Raw genomic sequence first — 19,144 nt, 5'->3', positions numbered from 1 at the left:
CCTCCCTTACCTTTTATTTGGTATTAATCTGATTAAATTTCGCCAACTGCCCTACTTTAGCCGTCAAAGACGCCAGGAGAGCCAGGCGATTGTTACGCACAGCTTCATCTTCTGCCATAACCATGGTATGGTCAAAGAAAGCATCAATAACTGGACTGAGAGCAAAGAGTTGATCCAGATTGGCAGCTAAGTCTGCCGTCAGCTCCACTGCTTCAATAGCAGCTGCCAAATCTTTTTCCTCTTGATTTTCAAAGAGTGCTGGATTGACAGCTGTCTGCCCTTGAGCTTTCTCAGCTAGATTAAAGACCCGCGACAGGCTTTCGACTGCTGACTTAAAGTTGTCTTCCTGAGCTTTTTCTGCTAGGAGCGCAGCTGTTTCTACCAAATTGCGTACAACGAAATGAGTGCTTTGAAGAACAGCTGTCACGATGTCTTTTGGAATGCTTCGATCCATCATCTTCTCAACACGGGCACGGAAGAAGTCTAACACGGCCTCTTGATTGTCATAGCTTAAGCTATCAAACTTGAGTCCGTAAAGTCGACCAAGAAGCTGAGCCAAGTCAATGTTCCAGCCAAACTTGTCCAAGATACGCACAACACCCTGAGTCGCACGGCGCAGTGCATAAGGGTCATTGGAACCGCTTGGAATCAGTCCAACTGAGAAGAAGGACAGAATGGTATCCAGCTTATCAGCCAGAGCCAAGACCGCACCGACCTTAGTATCAGGCAATTCACCATCGGCTGAAGTCGGCATATAGTGCTCCCGAATAGCAGCTGCCACCGCAGCATTCTCACCAGCCAGAAGAGCATACTTCTCACCCATGATACCTTGCAGCTCATCAAACTCACCAACCATGCCAGTCAGCAGGTCAAACTTATAAATAGCCGCTGCACGGGTCAAGTCAGCCGTCTCATCAGCATCCAATCCTGCTTCTTGCGCCAAGAGAGCAGCAATCTTGCCAGTCCGCTCCATGTGCTCTGCCAGAGAGCCAATCTTTTCGTGAAAGGTCACATTGCTCAGCTTTTCAACCAAGTCGGCAATAGCCAGCTTCTGGTCTTCTCTCCAGAAGAATTCCCCATCTTCCAGACGAGCCACCAAGACTTTCTCATTTCCCTTGATGACATTTTCTAGATGCTCTGCATTTCCGTTACGGACAGAGATAAAGTGTGGCAAAAGCTTACCTTCACTATCACGCACAACAAAGTAACGCTGGTGCTCTTTCATGGAAGTTACTAAGACTTCTTCTGGAACCTCTAAGTATTTAGAATCAAAATTACCTAAGAAAGCAGTTGGATATTCTACCAGATTCAACACTTCATTGAGCAAGTCTTCGTCAATTTCGATAGAAACTCCGTGCTCCTCTTCCAGTGCTCGAATCTGCTCGACAATCATATCACCCCGTTCAAGAGGACTGGTAATGACAAACTGAGCCCGCAAGTCATCTTCATAGGAATCCGCTGAAGCAATCTCCGTTTCTTGCCCCAAGAAACGGTGTCCTCGGCTAGTACGGCCGCTCTTGATATCCAAGAAATCCAAATCAAAGGCCTGCTCATCTAGGAGCACAGTCAAGGTGTGAACTGGGCGGATGTATTCAAAGGTGTTGTTGGCCCAGTGCATGCTGACAGGGAAGGTCAAAGCTTGCAGAACTTCCGTTACTGCTGGGATGATTTCCTCTACTGGGCGGCCGATTTCTTCCTTGGTCACATAGACGTATTCCTCACCCTTGATTTCACGGAAAGTAATGTCCTCAACCGTCAAGCCCTTGCCACGGACAAAGCCTTCGGCAGCCTTGGTAAAGTTGCCATCTGCGTCCAGAGCAATTTTCTTAGAAGGACCTTTGAAATCTTCTGTCAGATCAGACTGCTTGTCCGCCAAGCCAACCACGCGCACCGCCAGACGACGAGGCGTGGAGAACATTTCAATTTTCTCAAAGGTCAGACGATGGTCTGTCAGAAAGGCTCCCATCTTGTCGCGCAGCTGCTTCATGCTCGGAGTTACGACATAGGCTGGCATTTCCTCCAAGCCTAATTCAACTAATAAATTTTTTACCATGATTATTCTCCCTCCTCTGCCAAGAGTTTCTCGCGAGTCTCAGCATCCAAAAGTGGGTAGCCCAGACGCTTGCGCTCAGCCACAAAGGTCTTAGCCACAACACGAGCCAGGTTACGAATACGGGCGATATAACCAGCCCGTTCTGTCACAGATACGGCTCCACGCGCATCCAAGAGGTTAAAGGTATGCGAGCATTTGAGAACATAGTCATAGGCCGGGTGCACCAGATGCTCGTCCAGACAGCGCTTGGCTTCTGCTTCAAACTTTTCAAAATTCCCCAGGAGCAAGTCTTGGTCGCTGACCTCAAAGCTGTACTTGGAATGTTCATACTCAGGATGCGTGAAAATTTCGCCGTACTTAACGCCATCAGCCCACTCAATATCATAGACAGAGTCCACTTCTTGGATATAAGAAGCCAAACGCTCCAGGCCATAAGTCACCTCAGCAGTCACCGGCTTAGTTGGTAGACCTCCGACCTGCTGGAAGTAAGTGAATTGAGTGATTTCCATACCATCCAGCCAGACTTCCCAGCCTAGACCAGCCGAGCCAGTTGACGGATTTTCCCAATTATCCTCAACAAAGCGGATGTCGTGCTCCAGCGGATTGATCCCCAAGAGCTCCAAAGACTGCAAGTAAAGTTCTTGGATATTACTTGGTGATGGCTTCATAACCACCTGAAATTGATGGTGCTGATAAAGGCGGTTAGGATTTTCCCCATAACGACCATCTGCCGGTCGGCGAGACGGCTCTACATAGGCCGCATTCCACGGCTCTGGCCCAATTGCCCGCAGGAAAGTATAGGGACTCATCGTTCCCGCCCCCTTCTCATTATCATAAGCCTGCATGAGCATACAACCCTGGTCATTCCAGAACTGCTGTAAAGTCAAAATAATTTCTTGAAAGGTAAGTTTCTTAGACATTAGTTACTCCTTTAGTTTCTTGAGATTCTTGCGAAGCGTTCAAAAGGGAACGATTATTTCCCTTTTGAAAAGCTAGTATATCGCCTAGACAAACCGCCCGTAGCGTTTGTCGTTAGTCAATCGAACCCTTAGGTTCGCAATTGACTTTGGCGAGGTGAAATGTTAACTTCTTAGACATTTTTAACTCCTTTTGTTTATATCTCTTTGTCTATTATTTTCTGCTGTATGAACCAATCCAACAAGGGAAGTGTTTTATCTGTGTTTGCCCACCGATGATAAGAATCAAAGACCGCTTGCACACTGCCTAGATTTTCTACTAGCTTGTCGACGGTCAAAAAACTGCGCCAGTATTCGTAAAAAATACTAGCATAATTCCCTTGATAAGTCGAAGTACCGAAATCATTCAATGAGTGCCAACCGTGCTTTTTCTGAAAGAGCTCAACAAGAGACTGATTACAAGCTTTTTCCACTCGAAATTCCTCATCTGTAAAGAAATACTTGCGACTAATATACTCAACCATCCCTTCTTCAAACCAGATATAGGCACCGTATCCATCAAAGTCATCTAAAAAATGCTCCGACCAATGAGCCAACTCATGGCCCACAATCTGCAAGAGGGATTTTTCAGACAAAGACTGATAGTGGTTGGCTATTGCTTGAGTTTGGTGAGAGGTCTCGTAATTCTCCAACTGAAGAAGATATAAATCTTTCCAAACCGTCAATTCGGGAGTCATAACCATCCGCCTATCATTTGTATAGGCTGGTACAGGAATTTCCCGAATGATCTGCGTAGCAGAATCAAAATCGGACCAAATGATGGCTTGCGGCAAGTCATAAACCGCAAACTCGTCTTTTAAAAATGTTAGATAAGCCTGCAACTTTGCGGAATTCTTTGCGACGAAATCTCGAAAAGCTGCTAATTGGTTCTCGTCTTTTACAAGATAAAGGTTCTCCACGAATCTCCTTTCTTTCGAACAATAGACTCAGTACGCAAAAGAACCACATCCGACAGTCCTAGGCTATTCACCTAGGGGCGTCAAGACGCGGTTCCACCCTAATTTATTACTTCATTACTTTTGAAATTATATCCGAAAGCGCCATCTGCACTGCTTCCCTATCCGGCTCACACTATCCCGAACTCGCTAAAAAGTAGACAATGAGAATTCTTTCTAAAAAAGATTATAGCAGAAAATAGACCTAATGTAAAATACTTATCGAAAAATCCCTCAAGTTTCAACTTAAGGGATTTTAACTGACTTGAAAACCAATTAGACTTGTTTAGGGTTTTTCGGTCTCACAACTCTTGGCTTTCTGCCATCAAGTTTTCTCTTGGCTGCTCTGAGATTGGCGATAGCTTCTTTGACATCTTCCTGGCTGGCACCTGGATTAGCCAAAACTTCCTTAGCCTGTGCATAAGCCTCTAGATAAGCCGCCTTAACCGCGTCAGTCGCATAGATAAACTTATTGCTGATGGCTTGGTAATGCACCTCATCATCAACTAGCTTCTTAAGGTTAGTAAAGTTAGTCGCCTTGCCATCCAGCTTCTTCTCTGCTGTAGTCAGCTGAGCTAGGGCTGTATCAATTTGCTCCTGGGTCACCTTGTCCTGCACCAAGAGCAGAGCTACTGCTTGGAAGGCCTTGTCATAAGCGCGGCGAGTCCTATCCTTAGCATTGGCATAAGCACCTGTCTTAGTGGTAGCTGCATAAGCCTCCACAGCCGCCTTAACCGCAGCAATATCAGAGTCCTTGCCGTCTAGATTAGCTGAAGCTGTTTCCAGTTTCGCTCTTACGTCATCAACTTGCGCTTGGGTCAGTTTGCTTGTCAAAGCTTCCTTGGCTGCTTGATACGCTTGGTCGTAGGCTGTGCGCTTCGCTGCAGAAGCATTGTAATACTGAGCAGTGCCGACCAGACTAGACTGCTGATTGACAGCTGCCAGCAAGCCTGACTTGACGATAACTCCCAGCTTCAGCAGATTATTCTTGCCTTCTTTGACCTCGACGGTCGGCTCATTTTCCCAGAGCTCATAACCAGTCGGCAGGTTGACAAAGACAGAGTAGAATCCAGATGCTACGGATCTTCCGAAGGCATGCTTGCCAAACAGTTCTGCTGGAAGCGTATAAGCATCGCCATTATTATTCTTGAGAACCACTTGGGTATTCTTCGGAACAGCTTGATCAAAGGCAACGCTGACCGGTGCAAAGACCAGCTTCTTGACTAGAAACTCAATTGTCTTAAAGCTATCTTGGGCTGTCAGCTCAAACTCCTGAGTCAGATCGCTGTAGAAACGAAGCCCATCCTTATCATAACTAAAGATCTCTGCTGTATAGCGGCCAAATGGCAGAGCGTTGATTTGCTTGCCCTTGTCCAGTTCGACATACTTGCCCTTGCTATCCTTGATTCGATAGACAAAGGTCGACGATACATCTTGATGCGTATTAGCATCGACCAGAGCGACACGGATACGACCATCATTTTCAGCACTGACCAGTTCTGACAGAGCTATGGCATCACGGTTGCCCGCATAGTCCTCTACCACATAGAAGATCTTGGACTTGTCCACTCCTTTTGGCAAGGTGTAGCTGCCATCCGCATTGGCTGAGATGTAAACTCGACGCTCGTAATCACGCTCAATGCCAAAATCATCCACGGCTTTATAGGTCTCTTTCCCTTTTTCATCTGCTTGCAGATAGAAGACCTGCTCTCTCAAAATACCGCCGTTGCCAACATCTTTTGGCTTGCGAGCCGTAAAGGTTTCCGCACCATCCTTGGTACTGATATAGCCTGAACTAATCAAAGGTTTCTGCGTATCGATCTGCAGCTTAAAGCTAATCTGCTGCTCTTTAGCACCTGGTACATCTGGCGTATAGCGAACCAGATAGGTATAGAGGCCATCTTCCAGCTTCTCACCCTTGCTATCACGACCGTCCCAGTATGTATCTTCCAGTAGGTAGGACTTAGGATTGTCTGACTGGCCACTATAGTAGTTCTTGCGGCCTTCTCTAATCGTGCTGCTCTGCCAGATTGGGAAGCGATAGTCTGTATCATCTGCCGTATAGACACTAGCTGTCAGATTATTGATATTGCGATAGAGAACTGTCCGATACTGGATGCTGTCCTGATTGCCATCACCATTAGGTGAGAAGGCCAGACGAATCTTGCCATCTGCTCCCAGCTGCAGCACATGCTTACCATCCGCATTTTCTGCAGTTCCCAGTACAATTGAGCTGCGAGCAGCTGTTCGACCGGTAGAGTAGAGTGTATCATTTGACTCTGTCACAAGGGAAGAGACATTGTCATCAGACAGGATACTCTTGTCTTTTGGCACTGGGTAATAGAAGCCTGACTTACCTTCTTGGACCAGATCATAGATTGGTCTTTCTACAGCTGGCAAATCTTGGAATTGCCCACGGAAGCCCATGAATGGCAGACTAACCACATCGCCGTCATCCGCTGGATCGACAAAACGGACAAAACCTTCGAGGAAATAACCGTTTGGCATCTGCTTGAGCAACTCTTCCGCAAACTTAGCAGTATTTACCTTGACCGTCACTTTCTGGCTGCTGTGAGCCTTGACAGTAACTTCAGGCCAGACCGTTTCAGTTAGTTTGCGAGGTGTCAGGGTAAAGTAGCCATCCTTGACCGCATCCGTGTTGGTATTGACAATCATCTTCAGCGTCCGGTCCTTATCCGTGATATTATGAACCGTAACATCAAAGGTGAAGCTGTCTTGAACATTGCCCAAGGAAACGCTAGGATATTGATTATCCCCTGTCACATAGAGGCCGGTAGAAATAGCCGCTGCCGTATCCACAATACCAGCACCCTGCTGACGTGGAGAGGTGTAGACACCAGTTTCCTTGTTGACGTGCAGCTTAGCTGTTGACATGAGGAGCGCTTTGACCAAATCTGCATTCTGGGCAGGCGTCAGTTCTGGATAGTGCTGAAGGAGATATTCCTTGACAAGAGCCGCCACACCAGCCACATGAGGCGTAGCCATACTGGTTCCCTTCATAGAGCCATAGGTATTGTCATTAAGCGAAGAGTAAATATCGCCACCTGGTGCTGTCACATCTGGCTTGAGCAAACCATCTGTCGTCACTCCCCAGCTAGAGAAGTCAGACAGACTACCAGCTCCTGGATGCGGCCGATTGACCTTAAGACCATTAAAGACTACCTTGTAATTACCAGCTGCCAAAGCCTCTCCATATTCCTTACTAATAAAGGCTGACGGAACCTTTTTAGATTCACTGTCTAGGCTCATCGTTAGGTTAGCTCCGTCGACATTATTGTAGATCAGAGCACCAACAGCACCATGGCTAATGGCATTTCTAACTTTTTCAGCAAAGGTAAAGGAACCACGCTGGATAAGGGCCAGCTTACCTGTCAGATCCTTACCAGCAAAGTCCTCTTCACGGCCAAGACCAACATGGACATACTCATATTCTTTGCCCTTTTCAAAGGTTGCATTTGTCTCACCCATGGAGTAGCTGAAATGACCGTTCAAAAGCTTATCGTTCTTTTCCAGACCACGCACTTCCATGACTTCCTCTGTCAGGACAGTATTATTGACAGAGGCTACTGAGATAGAGCTTTCTGCTGTTGAAGGACTGCCAACTAGACCATAGTCTGGATTTTCAACCAGCGGTTTAGAGTATTCACTTCCGAAGGTGTTGTCATTACCCGCAGCAATGATCACACTCACCCCCTTGGCCCGAGCGCGCTCAATAGCCGCCTGCAGACTAGGGCTGACATCAACCGTTGAACCTGTTGCTGAACCTAGACTCATATTGATGGTATCAGCTCCCAAAGCTACTGCATCATCAATGGCTTTGATATAGATAGCGTCGCTTGTTGTGCGCTGACGGTCTGAGAAGACCCGCATAAACATAACTTGTGCTTCTGGCGCAACACCATAGACATACTCATCATTAGGAGCTTTCTTGTTGGGATTTCCCACTGAAATCCCTGTTACGTGCATACCATGCGAATAACTGTTCTTTTCCTTGATATTGTCATCACCGTCGATATAGTTATAGGCATAGACAACCTTGCTGTTGTACCATTTCCCGTAGTCAATACCAGCCTTTTTCTTAGCCTCTTCCAGAGCTGCCTCTGTCTGATACTTGGCCTTTGACGGATCAGAAATCTTCAGAACCTCATGATGGACATCCAGACCTGAGTCGATAATCGCTACCACACGGCCTTGACCTTTATAACCCTGTGACCAAGTCTGAGGGACCTTAATAATCTCATTGGTGCTGATGCTGCTTGGTTTAGCATCATGAGAAGTTGCTGACTCTGCTACTGCATCAGAATTAGCAGCAGGCTTGTCTGAGTTTGCAGCTGCCGGAGACTCTACAGTCGGACTAGCTGGAGCTGTCGGCTTGGTCTCTGTAGTAGATGGTTGAGTTACCTTCTCAGCACTTGAAGAAGCCTGTTCTGATGAAGAAGTCGATCCTTTTTCTACAGGAGCTGCAGATGCTTCCTTAGCCTCTGCCGTAGAAGGCTGACTAGCCTGCTCTGTACCTGAAGCAGCCGATTCAGAAGAAGCTGGCGTTACTTTCTCCACAGTGGCTTGAGTTGCCGGCTGACTCTCAAGTGTTGCTGTTTGAGAAGCAGACTCAGTCGCAGCCACCACAGTGGCAGTCTGCTGACCTTGCCCTGACGGACTAGCTGTCGCCTGCTCATCCGCCTGAGCCTGTCCCGCACCAAAAACCAGAGCAGTCCCCAGCAGAACAGAAGCCAAACCGAACTTGTATTTACGGAGTGAAAAACGTTGTCTTTGCATAGAAGTCTCCTTACTTTATTTATAAACCATATTATAATAAAAATTTTCTGACAATTCATACACTTATAACAAATGTAACCAAAACGTAATAATGGCGAATGTTCTAGCCAAAAGCTGCTATATGATAAAGTTTCAAGTCTCTATTTATTTGAAATACAGAATAAATACAGTTTAAAATCCGGAAATAAGAAAAACCAATCAGAACTAGCGCAGGATGCACCAGTTTGATTGGTTTGTGATAGGAACTTTATGAAATATTATTTCTCATTGATAAATAAGCAAACGGACTACTTCTTGAAATAAGAATCTCATAAAATCAAAAATTCTCAAGAAACAAAGTAATAGTTTTCTTTTAATTCTCGGAATCGGTCAAAACTGAGAATACCCTCATTTTGTAATCTTCCTAAAACGACACTAGGATGAATATCTATCTCCTCAGCAAAGCGTATGACATCTGACTTATCGAAATTCCCTTTTTCAACAAAAGCTTGATAGTCTTCAGGTCTAATCAAGAGATCTTTTGCAAACTGGTCTGCTTGCTCCTCGGAACGAAGGTATGATTCACTATTACCATCATCAGAAGAAAAATCATTCTCCAAAATGTGCCCAATCTCATGGAAAAGTGAGAACCAGAAAATATCGGATGCTTTATTTCTATCCGTGAGTAAAAGCAAGGCACTGCCATTTCCAAATTTTTTCGTAGCACCATTCAGATTGGCATTTGCTAAAGCAGGTAGACCGACTAAGACAATACCACAGTCTAGCAGAATGTCAGACAAGAGTTGAGGAAAGGATTCTGGATCTTGTCTAGTCAACTCTCTCAAGGCAGGCAGGCTTTTCTCTAGCTTTCTACGATTGAGCTTGGTAGTCGTTTTATCACGTGCTTTTTTAGATGCCAACTCCAGCATGACGTTGGAATTCACTATACTTTTAGGCGTAAACTCACGTGTATTCCGATAACTCACTAGATGATTGAAAGTTAAGAGGTTTTCTAAACTTGCAACACCTAGAATCTTGCGAAGTTCGACAATCTTTTCTTTCAAAGTATAGCGCTTTTCTGTAACATAGCCCTCTTCCTTAAAATACTTGAAATCAATCATCTCACAGATTTCTTTCTCACAACCTTCTTCTAGCTCTCTTTGTTCTGCAATCTCAGCAACTTTTACATCATAAGCATTTTGAAGATTGAGCCAGGTTTGCATGGAAACTCCGCTTAGCTTGGCTAACTTATGAGCTGTTTCTTTACTAATGGACTCCTCAGCATTGACGAGCTTGCTGACAGTCTTTGCAGAAACTCCTAAACGCTCCGCAAATTCTTTTTGCGTCACGTTATAATCTTCAATCATCTCTTCAACATATTGACCTGGATGAAAAGCAATCAGGTCTTTGTATTCAACAATTTTATTACTCATAGTGATTGCTGACCTCCTCTATTTTTAGGATTTCGATTTCAATGGGACTAGGAAAAACCTTTTCTAAATCCTCCTCACGAAATTCTACAATCAAACGATAGGAACTCTTTCGACCATCTATATCCAAAGCAAACTGTCCCTGTCTCTTTCCCTTTAGTTGGTGAAAGTGATACTTAGGAAAAGCCGTCACACTAGCCAAAGAATCCGCCGCTTTCAAAAAGTTGATCAACTGATGCAACTTTACAGCAATCTTATCCGAAAAATCCTTTTTCGCCTGCCTCAGCTCTGTGCACTGCTTTTTAACAGTTTTGTTTGTATAGATAAGCTTCATAAATCCCTTTCCGTTAAATTAAATTACCTATTAGGTAATTTAATTATACCATCTTTAAACAATAAAAACCAGCCAAAGATTGATTTGGCTGGGATATATGCTATTATTTAGTAAATATAAACATCATGTTTTTTTAACAACTTACAAATATTCAGAATTCAAATAGACTTATTGATTCAAAAATGTTGACTAAAGAAATCGACCATATTTTTATAAAATTCACAATGAGTGTACAAACATGGATGTAAATAAACAAATAATATAGAAAAAGCAACAAAAACTGTAATTAAATATACAAATTTATGACTCCATTTTTCAACCTGTATTAAATCATTTATTTTGTCTTTATAATCTTGCTTCAACTCATTAAAATAATCTTCTTCAACATTATAAAAAATACTATACATATTTTCTATTTTTTTGTATTCTAACTCAATAGATTTTGATTCACAATTCCATCCTTTTAAACGATTTATTCCTATTACAAGAATCAAATAGAACAATCCAACAATAAGAGTTAACAACATAGCTGATCTAGTAGAGAAATTTTTAAGAATAAAAGTTGTTAAAACTGTTACTACCAAAACTAAAATTTGTTGCAACAATGAATTTGTTATAGTTTTTATACTATCGGAAGTCTTCCTTTGCAGATTAGTGAAGTCTTCAGTGATTTTTTTCTTATCATCAATATATTTTTTTAACTTATCTTTTATAAATAAATTATAATTAATTTTTAATTTTTTCCAGGTTATGTCTATGTCTTTATCATCTATTTTTAATTTATTATTTACTAAATCTGAGAACAGTTCTCTAAAAATAATTAACTTTTCATAATAAGTTTTATCATCACTAAAAATAAAGTCAAAAATATTTTCAAAATTATTGAAAAATTTTTCTGTTACACTAACATCATCTAATTTTAAGATTGCATTTTTTTCAAAACTAATTACAAATTCAGTATTTTCTCCATTATCAGAGATCATTCGTTCAGATAGTAAATCCAATAAATTAATTAATGATATTTTTTTACAATCTTCGTAGTTAATATTAGTAATCACATTTGGCAAAGCACATATCTTCACGTGATTAAATTCTGATTTAGTTAGAACTATTTTAGGAATCTTTAATTCTTCTGTTACTAGAGAAAATATTGGAGAAATAATTCTAAAATCACCTTTAAAAATATCTATCGCAATTTTATTATGTCTATTTTTTAATTCTTTTATTGCAATTTTTCTTAAAAATTCTTTTTCGAATTCAATAAAATCTTTTTCTGAGTAAAAGAATATCTTTTTATTTTTTTCAGGAACTAAGTTTTGTTCAATAGTAAGAATAATAATATTTTCACTCTCAGGATTATCAAACTGAGCAAATGGAAAATCATTACATCTAACACTTATATTATCTGGTAAGGGTAATGAAAAATCATGTTTAAATTTACTAACTTCTTTTTCGTAAACTATAAACTTAATATTATATTTAAATATTCTCTCCTTTTCTAAAAAATTAAACCAACTCCCTTGCAAATTATAATTGCTGATCGAAGAAAAAATTTGGTTACACATAATAATCACCTCTTCAATATTGTGATCCTATCTGTATTTATCTTCATTATTGAATAATTCCCTTCTACCTCCCATACAACATCTCCTTGTTCCAATAAACTATCAAAAACTCTAATCTCTAACTCTTTATTATTATCCTTTGAAACATACACTGTCCTTGGTGGTGTTTTTAGCTCGGCTGTAAATGTAAATATAACCGTGCCATTTCTTTTTTTGGCATTTTGATATGCTTCTTGAGCTAGTTTTTCAGAATCCATATAGGTTCCAGCTTTTTCAAAATCAAGTAAAGTACTAATTTCCCCAATCAAACCATCAAAAGATGTCTCTCGTTTTTGAGATAAAAAACTTTGTAATCTCTCTTTTACATCGTTAGAAGAGTTATTAGACTTTAGATATGGTTTTGAAACTATTTCAATTGCTTCTATAGCTGCTTTTGCTGCTGAATCGGGATCATCAATGACGTTTGTACTTTCTAAAAACGTTTTGAAGAAGTAACGAGAAATGTTATCATCAGTCCTATCTAATACCCTTGAATGAATATTTTCTCTTTCTGAATTGCTTGGCTCTGTTCCTTCTTTAAAAGAAATAGTTCTATCTTTGAATATTACAGTAGCTTTCTGAAGCCTAGATTTTTTATCAGGTAAGATTCTATCAAGTGTCTTTAAAGTATTTTCATCCGTGACTTGTATAGCAGTTCCAGTTTCCATTTTTACTATAAAAAGCACCTCACTATCATTTAGCATAGTGGTTAGTACTACTAGATAGAAATCATTATGGAATTGATTGCCTATTGCATCCTTAAACTTACTTGCAATATCATCTGAGTTTGACTTAAATTTATTATGACTAACAAATATCTCAGAAATGTTTGTAACCATTTGAGAAGTTCTTCGATTAAATCTAAAATTTTTTGCAAATTTATCGTCCATACATTTTTGAACTCGTGTGTCTAAATCATCAATAATTTTATCGAATTCTTCTTTAAAATCAATTGAGCTTGATTCGAAGATTTTCCCTGATACTACATTAACATTGTCACTTTCTCTTGAAAAGTGAAACAATCTTAGTCGCTTTTCCATCTTATCATCTCCTTAATATTATGCCTTCACCTGTCCATTCATCAGCATTGGCAAGAGCCAATCGCGAAGTTGGGTGAGTTCTTGGTTTTGTCTTTGAACGTTTTTCATTTGTTCAAGTAAGTTATCAATGATTGAATTAAATTTCAACAGAACATTTTGGGGAGGAAGTGAAATAACCATATCAGTAAGTACTGATTGAGAAATATTTTTCATGATAGTACCCGCTGATTGATTTTTTAATACTTCTTCCACATTTTTTAAGTAGTAAAAAATCAGATTTTTAAAAATCAAATCATTAACTTCTGATGCAATAATAAATCCAGAATATACGGTTTTTGCTTCAAGTTCTGAAACTAATCGTGTAGCTCCTGGAATTCCACTTCGTGTAATTAAAATCATTCCCTCATTAACAATAAAATTTGTTGATTTATCATTCTCTAAAGATATTTCATCTAAATCTGTTTGATTGACAAATATTGTTGAGGATGAGATATTTCTGACATTAATGATTTTAATTTTTTCACTTCCACTAGAAGTTTTTTCATAGTTAATACCATTTTTAAATTTTGCCACATCCCCCAACTTTTCCACTCTCCACCCTTCTGGGATTTCGCGTTTGAGTTCTGGGTTATAGACCATCTTTCCGCCTGATGATTTGTAGGGTTTGCCATTCTGGTCTGGGAAATCAAACTGCACAAACCAGTAGTCATAGAGTGTCTTAGCCATGTCTTCCAACTCTCGGTTGATTTGGTTGTTGATTTGGATTTTTTGGTCAATTAGATTCAAAACATTGAAGCACTGCTCTTGAGTAGCTAAATCTGGTAGCTTAATTATAATTTTTGATAACGTTGAAACTGATAATCCTGGCTGAGCAGACTGTCCTTGATATTGAGCTAGATTCATCATTGATAACAAATTTGAAACATAGCCATTATTATGATTTTCATTAACCACTGCCACAATTGCATGTTCAGTCATAAATGCTTTCCCTTTGAAATATCTAACATTTCCACAGTAAGCACCTTGGCGTCCAATTATTGAGCACTCTCCATCAAAGTTAAATGTGTCAGTGAAGCCCCTTAATCCATTCCCACCATACACTGGATATAGACCTTCAGCAGATATTTGGCTTGCTTTTATCGATTTACCACTACTAAACCTTGAACAAATCTCACCGATGGTATATTCTTTCCACTCACTCATACTTCAATCCCTTCATTTGCTCTTCAATCTCCTGCTCCAATGCATGTGATTGCTGGAAGAGGTCTGAGAGTTTGTCTTGAAAGGCAGTCATCTTGGCTTCAAACTCTTCTGCTGTGATGTCCACATAGTCGATCTTGATGTCAAAGTATTGGCCTGCGCTAAGAGAGTAGTTTTTCTCCTTGATGTCCTCATAAGAGACAGTGACAGAAAAGTCATCGACGGCTTTTTTCTTGATAAAGGTCTCGACGATCTTCTGCTCCTCCTCTGAAGAAAGCACAGTCTTTTGGTTCTTGCCTTCCTTGACCTTGGTTCCGAGGTTTGAGGCATCGATGAGGACAACATCGCCCTTATTTTTCTTATCGATAAAGAGGATGGATACGTTAGTACCTGTCGTCGCAAAGATATTGGACGGCATGGAAACGACACCTGCCAGCATTTGATTATCCACCAAATGTTGGCGGATAGTCTTATCAATCCCAGACTGGGCCGTGATAAAACCTGTCGGCAAGACAACGGCTGCTTGACCATCTGACTTCAGGGAGTAGATGATATGCTGAACAAAGAGCTCGTAAATCGCCATCTTGTCCTTAGACTTGGCTGGAACCTTTGGCACTCCTGCAAAAAAACGCTCACTGGCTTCTGGCAAGGTCTCCACTCGGTCACGCCACTCTGAAAAGTCCAGCTTGAAAGGCGGGTTGGAGACGATATAGTCCATCTTTTCAGGGTGACGATTGGCGATGATGGTATTTCCCTGTACGATATTATGGATGGAATGTTGCAATCCATTCAAGATCAGATTGAGACGGAGGAGATTAGAGGATTTTTGCGAGATATCCTGACTATAGACTGTGGTCTTATCCACACCGATACGGCTAGCTAGGTTCATGAGCAAGGTCCCCGAACCAGCTGACGGATCATAGATACGCACGTTTGATGGCTGGTCATTTCCCACAAGAATATCAGCAATAATCTTAGCCACAGAGTGAGGCGTATAGTACTCTGCATACTTGCCTCCACCGTCTTTGTTATAGTCCTTGATCATGTACTCAAAGAGAGTAGAGAAAAAGTCGAAACCTTGTGAAAAAATGGTCTCATCAAATTTGATACGAGCAAGTAGATTGATGATAGCTCTTGCGACTTGATTACGTTTGCTTGAATCTGAAATATTATCTGTAATTAAACGCTCATCAAAAAGACGAATAGCTGTGTCTCCATCCGTATGAACAGAGAAGATATCATTATTGTCAATAGCTATTTGGTTGAGAGTCGTTTCAAATATTTCATAGAAATTGTCTTCATTTTGCTTACGATGCAAAGTCTCAATGAACTGCTCAGGTTTAAGCTGAGCAGTCGCAGTACCTATATCTTCCAAAAGCCACCTATAATCATCAAGGCTCATCTTAACAAGTTCCTCATAGATATTCTTTGTATCTACTGCCTTTGCTTCATAGAGAAACTTATCATTTAAAAACTTATATAAGAAAGATTGGGTAAGAAGCTTGTATTCACCAGCCTCTCCTCCTAAACCAGCATGTGTAAAAACAGCTTTTAAATCATCAACTAAATCTTGGACAAGATTTTTGTAATTCTCATTCATTAATGTTGGTATTCCTCTTCATATTGTTCAAACAGTGATTCAACAAGCTTTTCAAAATTTTCTCTGGTCAAACTACTGTTTAATTTTGTTTTTTTCATTTCCTCGCGAGCTGCCTGACTAATCATTCTTTTTAGAAAGGCCTCATTGTCCAGTACACCTTGATTTTGACCGACTAGTCTATCAACCTGAATCTTAGCTCCCTTGATGACATGATAAACTGCTGGAAAAGCACTAACTTTGGACGAATTAGTTGCATGCTTATAGCTTCTAGCAGCCATCTCATCTCCATCAAAATTCATTGTCAAACGTCTCATACGACTTCGATAATCATCAACTGCTCCAAAAAGTTTATGATAAGCCTCTTTGGTATGCAGAATAACATCCATGGTGTAGCCTTCTTCCTCATGGATCATATGTTTTTTCATAATTCGCTTGAACTCTTCAAAAAGTTGAACCCATTCAGGATCTTTTTTATCTTTCTGATTATTAAGTCCATTGGCGATCCGCCGACGTAAATCGTCCAGGTCATTAGCAGCTAATCGCAATTCCTCTTCTGCAATCTTTACAAAAGCGAAACTAGTTTCTGACATCGCGAGGTTCAGCAATGCCTGGCTAGAAAAGTCATCTGGTCTTTCCATAGCAGAAAGGTTGATCAATCTTCTGGAGATGATGTTCAAAAAAGTCGAAATTAATTTGATATCAATTTGGTCCATTAATTCCTTATAGCCTAGAAGACTTGCAATGTTATAGTACTGCTTGACAGATTCTATCGCTTTTTTGAGTTCAATCAACTCTCTTCTGTCCTTCACTTCATCAACAACTATTGCAAAAGCCGCTCGATTTCCAGTTGGGTAATCCATCAAAATAAGATTTGATTTTTCTAATTCTCGACTAATCTCATCAGCTGGTACAAAAAGAGACCCAAAGACATCTTCTTCATTTTCACCAGTGACCGTAATATCATACTCATGATTAAGTTCCTCAAGATAGGCTCGATTGGTCTTATCAAATTCTTGGGAAATATCCGCAAAGTCAACTACATAACCGAACAAATAATCTTTATAGGGTCTATTAACACGAGTCAGAGTTTGTAAGAGATTATGAGCTTTTATTTTGCGACCTAAATAAAGACGTTTCAGTCTGGGAGCATCAAAGCCAGTTAGAAGCATAGAGTAGACAATAATCAAATCAATCTTGCCTTCCTTAAATGCTTCCACCCTTTCTTTCTTATAGTCCTTATCCCCTTCATCATGCAAAATGAGAGCTGAACTTAGGTTCGTTTGTCCATTTTGACGTCGTTCCTCAAGCTGCCGTTCTAGCTCACGCGCCTGTTTAGAAGAATCGCAAACAATCATCCCTCCGATAGAATCATCATCAAAAATAAACTTCCTTGCTCTAGTGAAATCTTCTAAGATAAAATCTAACATAGGTGAGACATACTTACGATGAGCAAAGATAGCCTCTTTAGAGAGCCCGCCACGTTGAATTTCTTCATTTATCGAACGAAGATTCTCTTTATACGAGGTTTCAATATCTTCTCGCATCAGTCGGAGAGTAAAGCCATCTTCAATAGATTGGTTATAGTAATATTTATGGATGTAATTTCCGAAAATATCTCGCGTAGTGGCATGACTTTCTTTGGTCCGTCCGTCTTTCTTGTACGTAATCAAAGGTGTTCCCGTTAGAGCAATTTTAATGGCCCGCTTGTCCGAGTTATAAAGATTTGGTAGGTAGGATCCACGTTCATTATAAGAACGATGAGCTTCATCAATAAAATAAACATTTTGGCAGTTAAGGTCATAGCCAGAACTATCCGTCAAATCGGAGCTGTCTTTAAATTTTTGTATATTTACAACAGCTACATCATAGCCATCATGTTTCTGGTTTAATTCTTTCGGTTTATTGATACGTTTAACCCGTAAACCGCGCTTAGCAAACTCTCTATAAGCTTGGTCAGCCAAATCTAAGCGATCAACAACAAAATAGAATTTTGGAATAATGCTTTGTTTTGAAAAATAATTCTTTAAATAACGAATATTAAAATAAGCCAAGGCTGTCTTACCCGAACCTTGAGTATGCCAAATAACACCCTTTTTAATACCCTTTGAAATCATATCTTTGATAGCTCGGGTAGCAAAATATTGCGGATAGCGCATTACATGCTTTTGGAGTTGGCGTTGCCCGTCCTTACCTTCTTCCTCAACATAAGCAAGACCAAAACGTAGCATAAAAAATAGGCGTTCTTTTTGATATAGAGAAGTCAAAAACGAATTGCATGGTGTATCAGGTTGCATATTTGTTGCAAACTCTGGAAGAGTTTGAAGTGGTAGCTGATTCATATCTTCCAAAACATATTCAATATCATCCTGAGTCAGAGTCTGAAAACTATGAAGAAAATCAACCTCTATTTCTTCTTTAAAAGCATTGAATTTAGTCTTAGAAAAGGCGTTTGAACAATAATAAGACCCCTGTTTTTGTCCTCCTTGTCCACTCACGTAATATGAATTATCTGAAAACGAAATAAATTGTGTTATATTATTGAAACGGCGAAATTTCTTATTTTCAAAGCGATATCTCGTTCTATTCTGCTCGGATTGAATGCCAGTTTTTCCATCTCTAATCGCATTGGGCTGTTTCACTTCAATATAAGATAGCGGCAAGCCATTAATAAAAATCATCACATCTGGTCTGAACTCATCATTACCATTTTGACAAGATACTTCCATAGCTACATGAAAAGTATTCGCTTCCGGATTGTTCCAATCAATATAGGTCGCACCGCCATCCCCTTGAATACGATTATAGAAAGCTCGACCCAAATCGTTTTGATTCAGCTCTAGCTTGATATTATTTAAATCTCGTTCAAAGTCCATATCAGTTGCATAATTATTCAACTTACGATACTGTTCTCTAAAAATAGATACCAAAATATTCGTTTCGGAATCCCTTTCAATAATTTCTTGGCTTTTACGAGACAAATAGGTATATCCTATCCTAATTAGGTGTAGTACTGCAGGAATCTGTACGCGAGTTAATTCAGAAAATCTAATTTGGTCTGCTCTTGTTCTCATATAATCAACCCTTACTATAAAATCTATTATTTCTTATTATACCATTTTTTCACTCGTTTCTTATTCATTACATAAAATAACTCAGTAAATTTAAAAATCTCTCAATCTATAAATTGAGAGATTA

General features: G+C 40.2%; 11 protein-coding genes. All 11 read right to left on the bottom strand.

What is annotated here, in order from left to right; translation table 11 throughout:
* Positions 1-13 precede the first annotated feature (13 nt).
* The 11 genes from glyS to PCY71_RS13655 all read right to left on the bottom strand — a co-directional run bounded on the left by glyS (position 14) and on the right by PCY71_RS13655 (position 19,020).
* A complete protein-coding gene (gene glyS / locus PCY71_RS13705; RefSeq protein WP_301412773.1) occupies positions 14-2,053 on the bottom strand; it encodes a glycine--tRNA ligase subunit beta in 2,040 nt (679 codons plus the stop codon).
* 2 nt (positions 2,054-2,055) lie between these two features.
* A complete protein-coding gene (glyQ, locus tag PCY71_RS13700; protein ID WP_227963927.1) occupies positions 2,056-2,973 on the bottom strand; it encodes a glycine--tRNA ligase subunit alpha in 918 nt (305 codons plus the stop codon).
* A gap of 194 nt (positions 2,974-3,167) precedes the next feature.
* Positions 3,168-3,929: an elongation factor Tu gene (locus tag PCY71_RS13695; protein ID WP_227963926.1), complete on the bottom strand. Its 762-nt coding sequence runs from the start codon at positions 3,927-3,929 to the stop codon at positions 3,168-3,170.
* Between the two features lie 312 nt (positions 3,930-4,241).
* Positions 4,242-8,762 (bottom strand): S8 family serine peptidase, encoded by a 4,521-nt coding sequence (locus PCY71_RS13690; RefSeq protein ID WP_301412772.1) that lies wholly within the window; start codon positions 8,760-8,762, stop codon positions 4,242-4,244.
* Between the two features lie 326 nt (positions 8,763-9,088).
* Positions 9,089-10,174: a HigA family addiction module antitoxin gene (locus tag PCY71_RS13685; RefSeq protein WP_002926554.1), complete on the bottom strand. Its 1,086-nt coding sequence runs from the start codon at positions 10,172-10,174 to the stop codon at positions 9,089-9,091.
* The gene (locus PCY71_RS13680; protein ID WP_301412771.1) at positions 10,167-10,505 is read right to left on the bottom strand and encodes a type II toxin-antitoxin system RelE/ParE family toxin; all 339 of its coding nucleotides are present in this window, start codon (positions 10,503-10,505) and stop codon (positions 10,167-10,169) included. Before PCY71_RS13680 ends, PCY71_RS13685 begins: the two co-directional genes overlap by 8 nt.
* A 176-nt stretch (positions 10,506-10,681) precedes the next feature.
* Positions 10,682-12,070 carry a hypothetical protein gene (locus tag PCY71_RS13675; RefSeq protein ID WP_301412770.1) on the bottom strand — a complete coding sequence of 463 codons (1,389 nt, stop codon included), beginning with the start codon at positions 12,068-12,070 and terminating at the stop codon, positions 10,682-10,684.
* A 5-nt stretch (positions 12,071-12,075) separates the two neighbouring features.
* Entirely contained in the window at positions 12,076-13,149 is a 1,074-nt protein-coding gene (locus tag PCY71_RS13670; RefSeq protein WP_002914303.1) for a hypothetical protein, read from the bottom strand.
* An 18-nt stretch (positions 13,150-13,167) separates the two neighbouring features.
* Positions 13,168-14,352: a restriction endonuclease subunit S gene (locus PCY71_RS13665; RefSeq protein ID WP_032911362.1), complete on the bottom strand. Its 1,185-nt coding sequence runs from the start codon at positions 14,350-14,352 to the stop codon at positions 13,168-13,170.
* The gene (locus PCY71_RS13660) at positions 14,345-15,949 is read right to left on the bottom strand and encodes a class I SAM-dependent DNA methyltransferase (protein WP_002914305.1); all 1,605 of its coding nucleotides are present in this window, start codon (positions 15,947-15,949) and stop codon (positions 14,345-14,347) included. The genes PCY71_RS13665 and PCY71_RS13660 overlap by 8 nt, the downstream gene beginning before the upstream one ends.
* A complete protein-coding gene (locus tag PCY71_RS13655; protein ID WP_002914307.1) occupies positions 15,949-19,020 on the bottom strand; it encodes a type I restriction endonuclease in 3,072 nt (1,023 codons plus the stop codon). The genes PCY71_RS13660 and PCY71_RS13655 overlap by 1 nt, the downstream gene beginning before the upstream one ends.
* Between the last annotated feature and the right edge of the window lie 124 nt (positions 19,021-19,144).

Source organism: Streptococcus sp. SN3 (assembly GCF_030439905.1).
The sequence above is the reverse complement of the archived record's forward strand: the minus strand, read 5'-3'. Positions and strand labels throughout refer to the sequence as shown.

Coding starts and splice junctions, on each gene's coding strand:
- PCY71_RS13660 (WP_002914305.1), bottom strand. CDS start 15,949: ATGAATGAGAATTACAAAAATCTTGTCCAAGATTTAGTTGATGATTTA.
- PCY71_RS13670 (WP_002914303.1), bottom strand. CDS start 13,149: ATGGAAAAGCGACTAAGATTGTTTCACTTTTCAAGAGAAAGTGACAAT.
- PCY71_RS13675 (WP_301412770.1), bottom strand. CDS start 12,070: ATGTGTAACCAAATTTTTTCTTCGATCAGCAATTATAATTTGCAAGGG.
- PCY71_RS13665 (WP_032911362.1), bottom strand. CDS start 14,352: ATGAGTGAGTGGAAAGAATATACCATCGGTGAGATTTGTTCAAGGTTT.
- glyS (WP_301412773.1), bottom strand. CDS start 2,053: ATGGTAAAAAATTTATTAGTTGAATTAGGCTTGGAGGAAATGCCAGCC.
- glyQ (WP_227963927.1), bottom strand. CDS start 2,973: ATGTCTAAGAAACTTACCTTTCAAGAAATTATTTTGACTTTACAGCAG.
- PCY71_RS13685 (WP_002926554.1), bottom strand. CDS start 10,174: ATGAGTAATAAAATTGTTGAATACAAAGACCTGATTGCTTTTCATCCA.
- PCY71_RS13655 (WP_002914307.1), bottom strand. CDS start 19,020: ATGAGAACAAGAGCAGACCAAATTAGATTTTCTGAATTAACTCGCGTA.
- PCY71_RS13690 (WP_301412772.1), bottom strand. CDS start 8,762: ATGCAAAGACAACGTTTTTCACTCCGTAAATACAAGTTCGGTTTGGCT.
- PCY71_RS13680 (WP_301412771.1), bottom strand. CDS start 10,505: ATGAAGCTTATCTATACAAACAAAACTGTTAAAAAGCAGTGCACAGAG.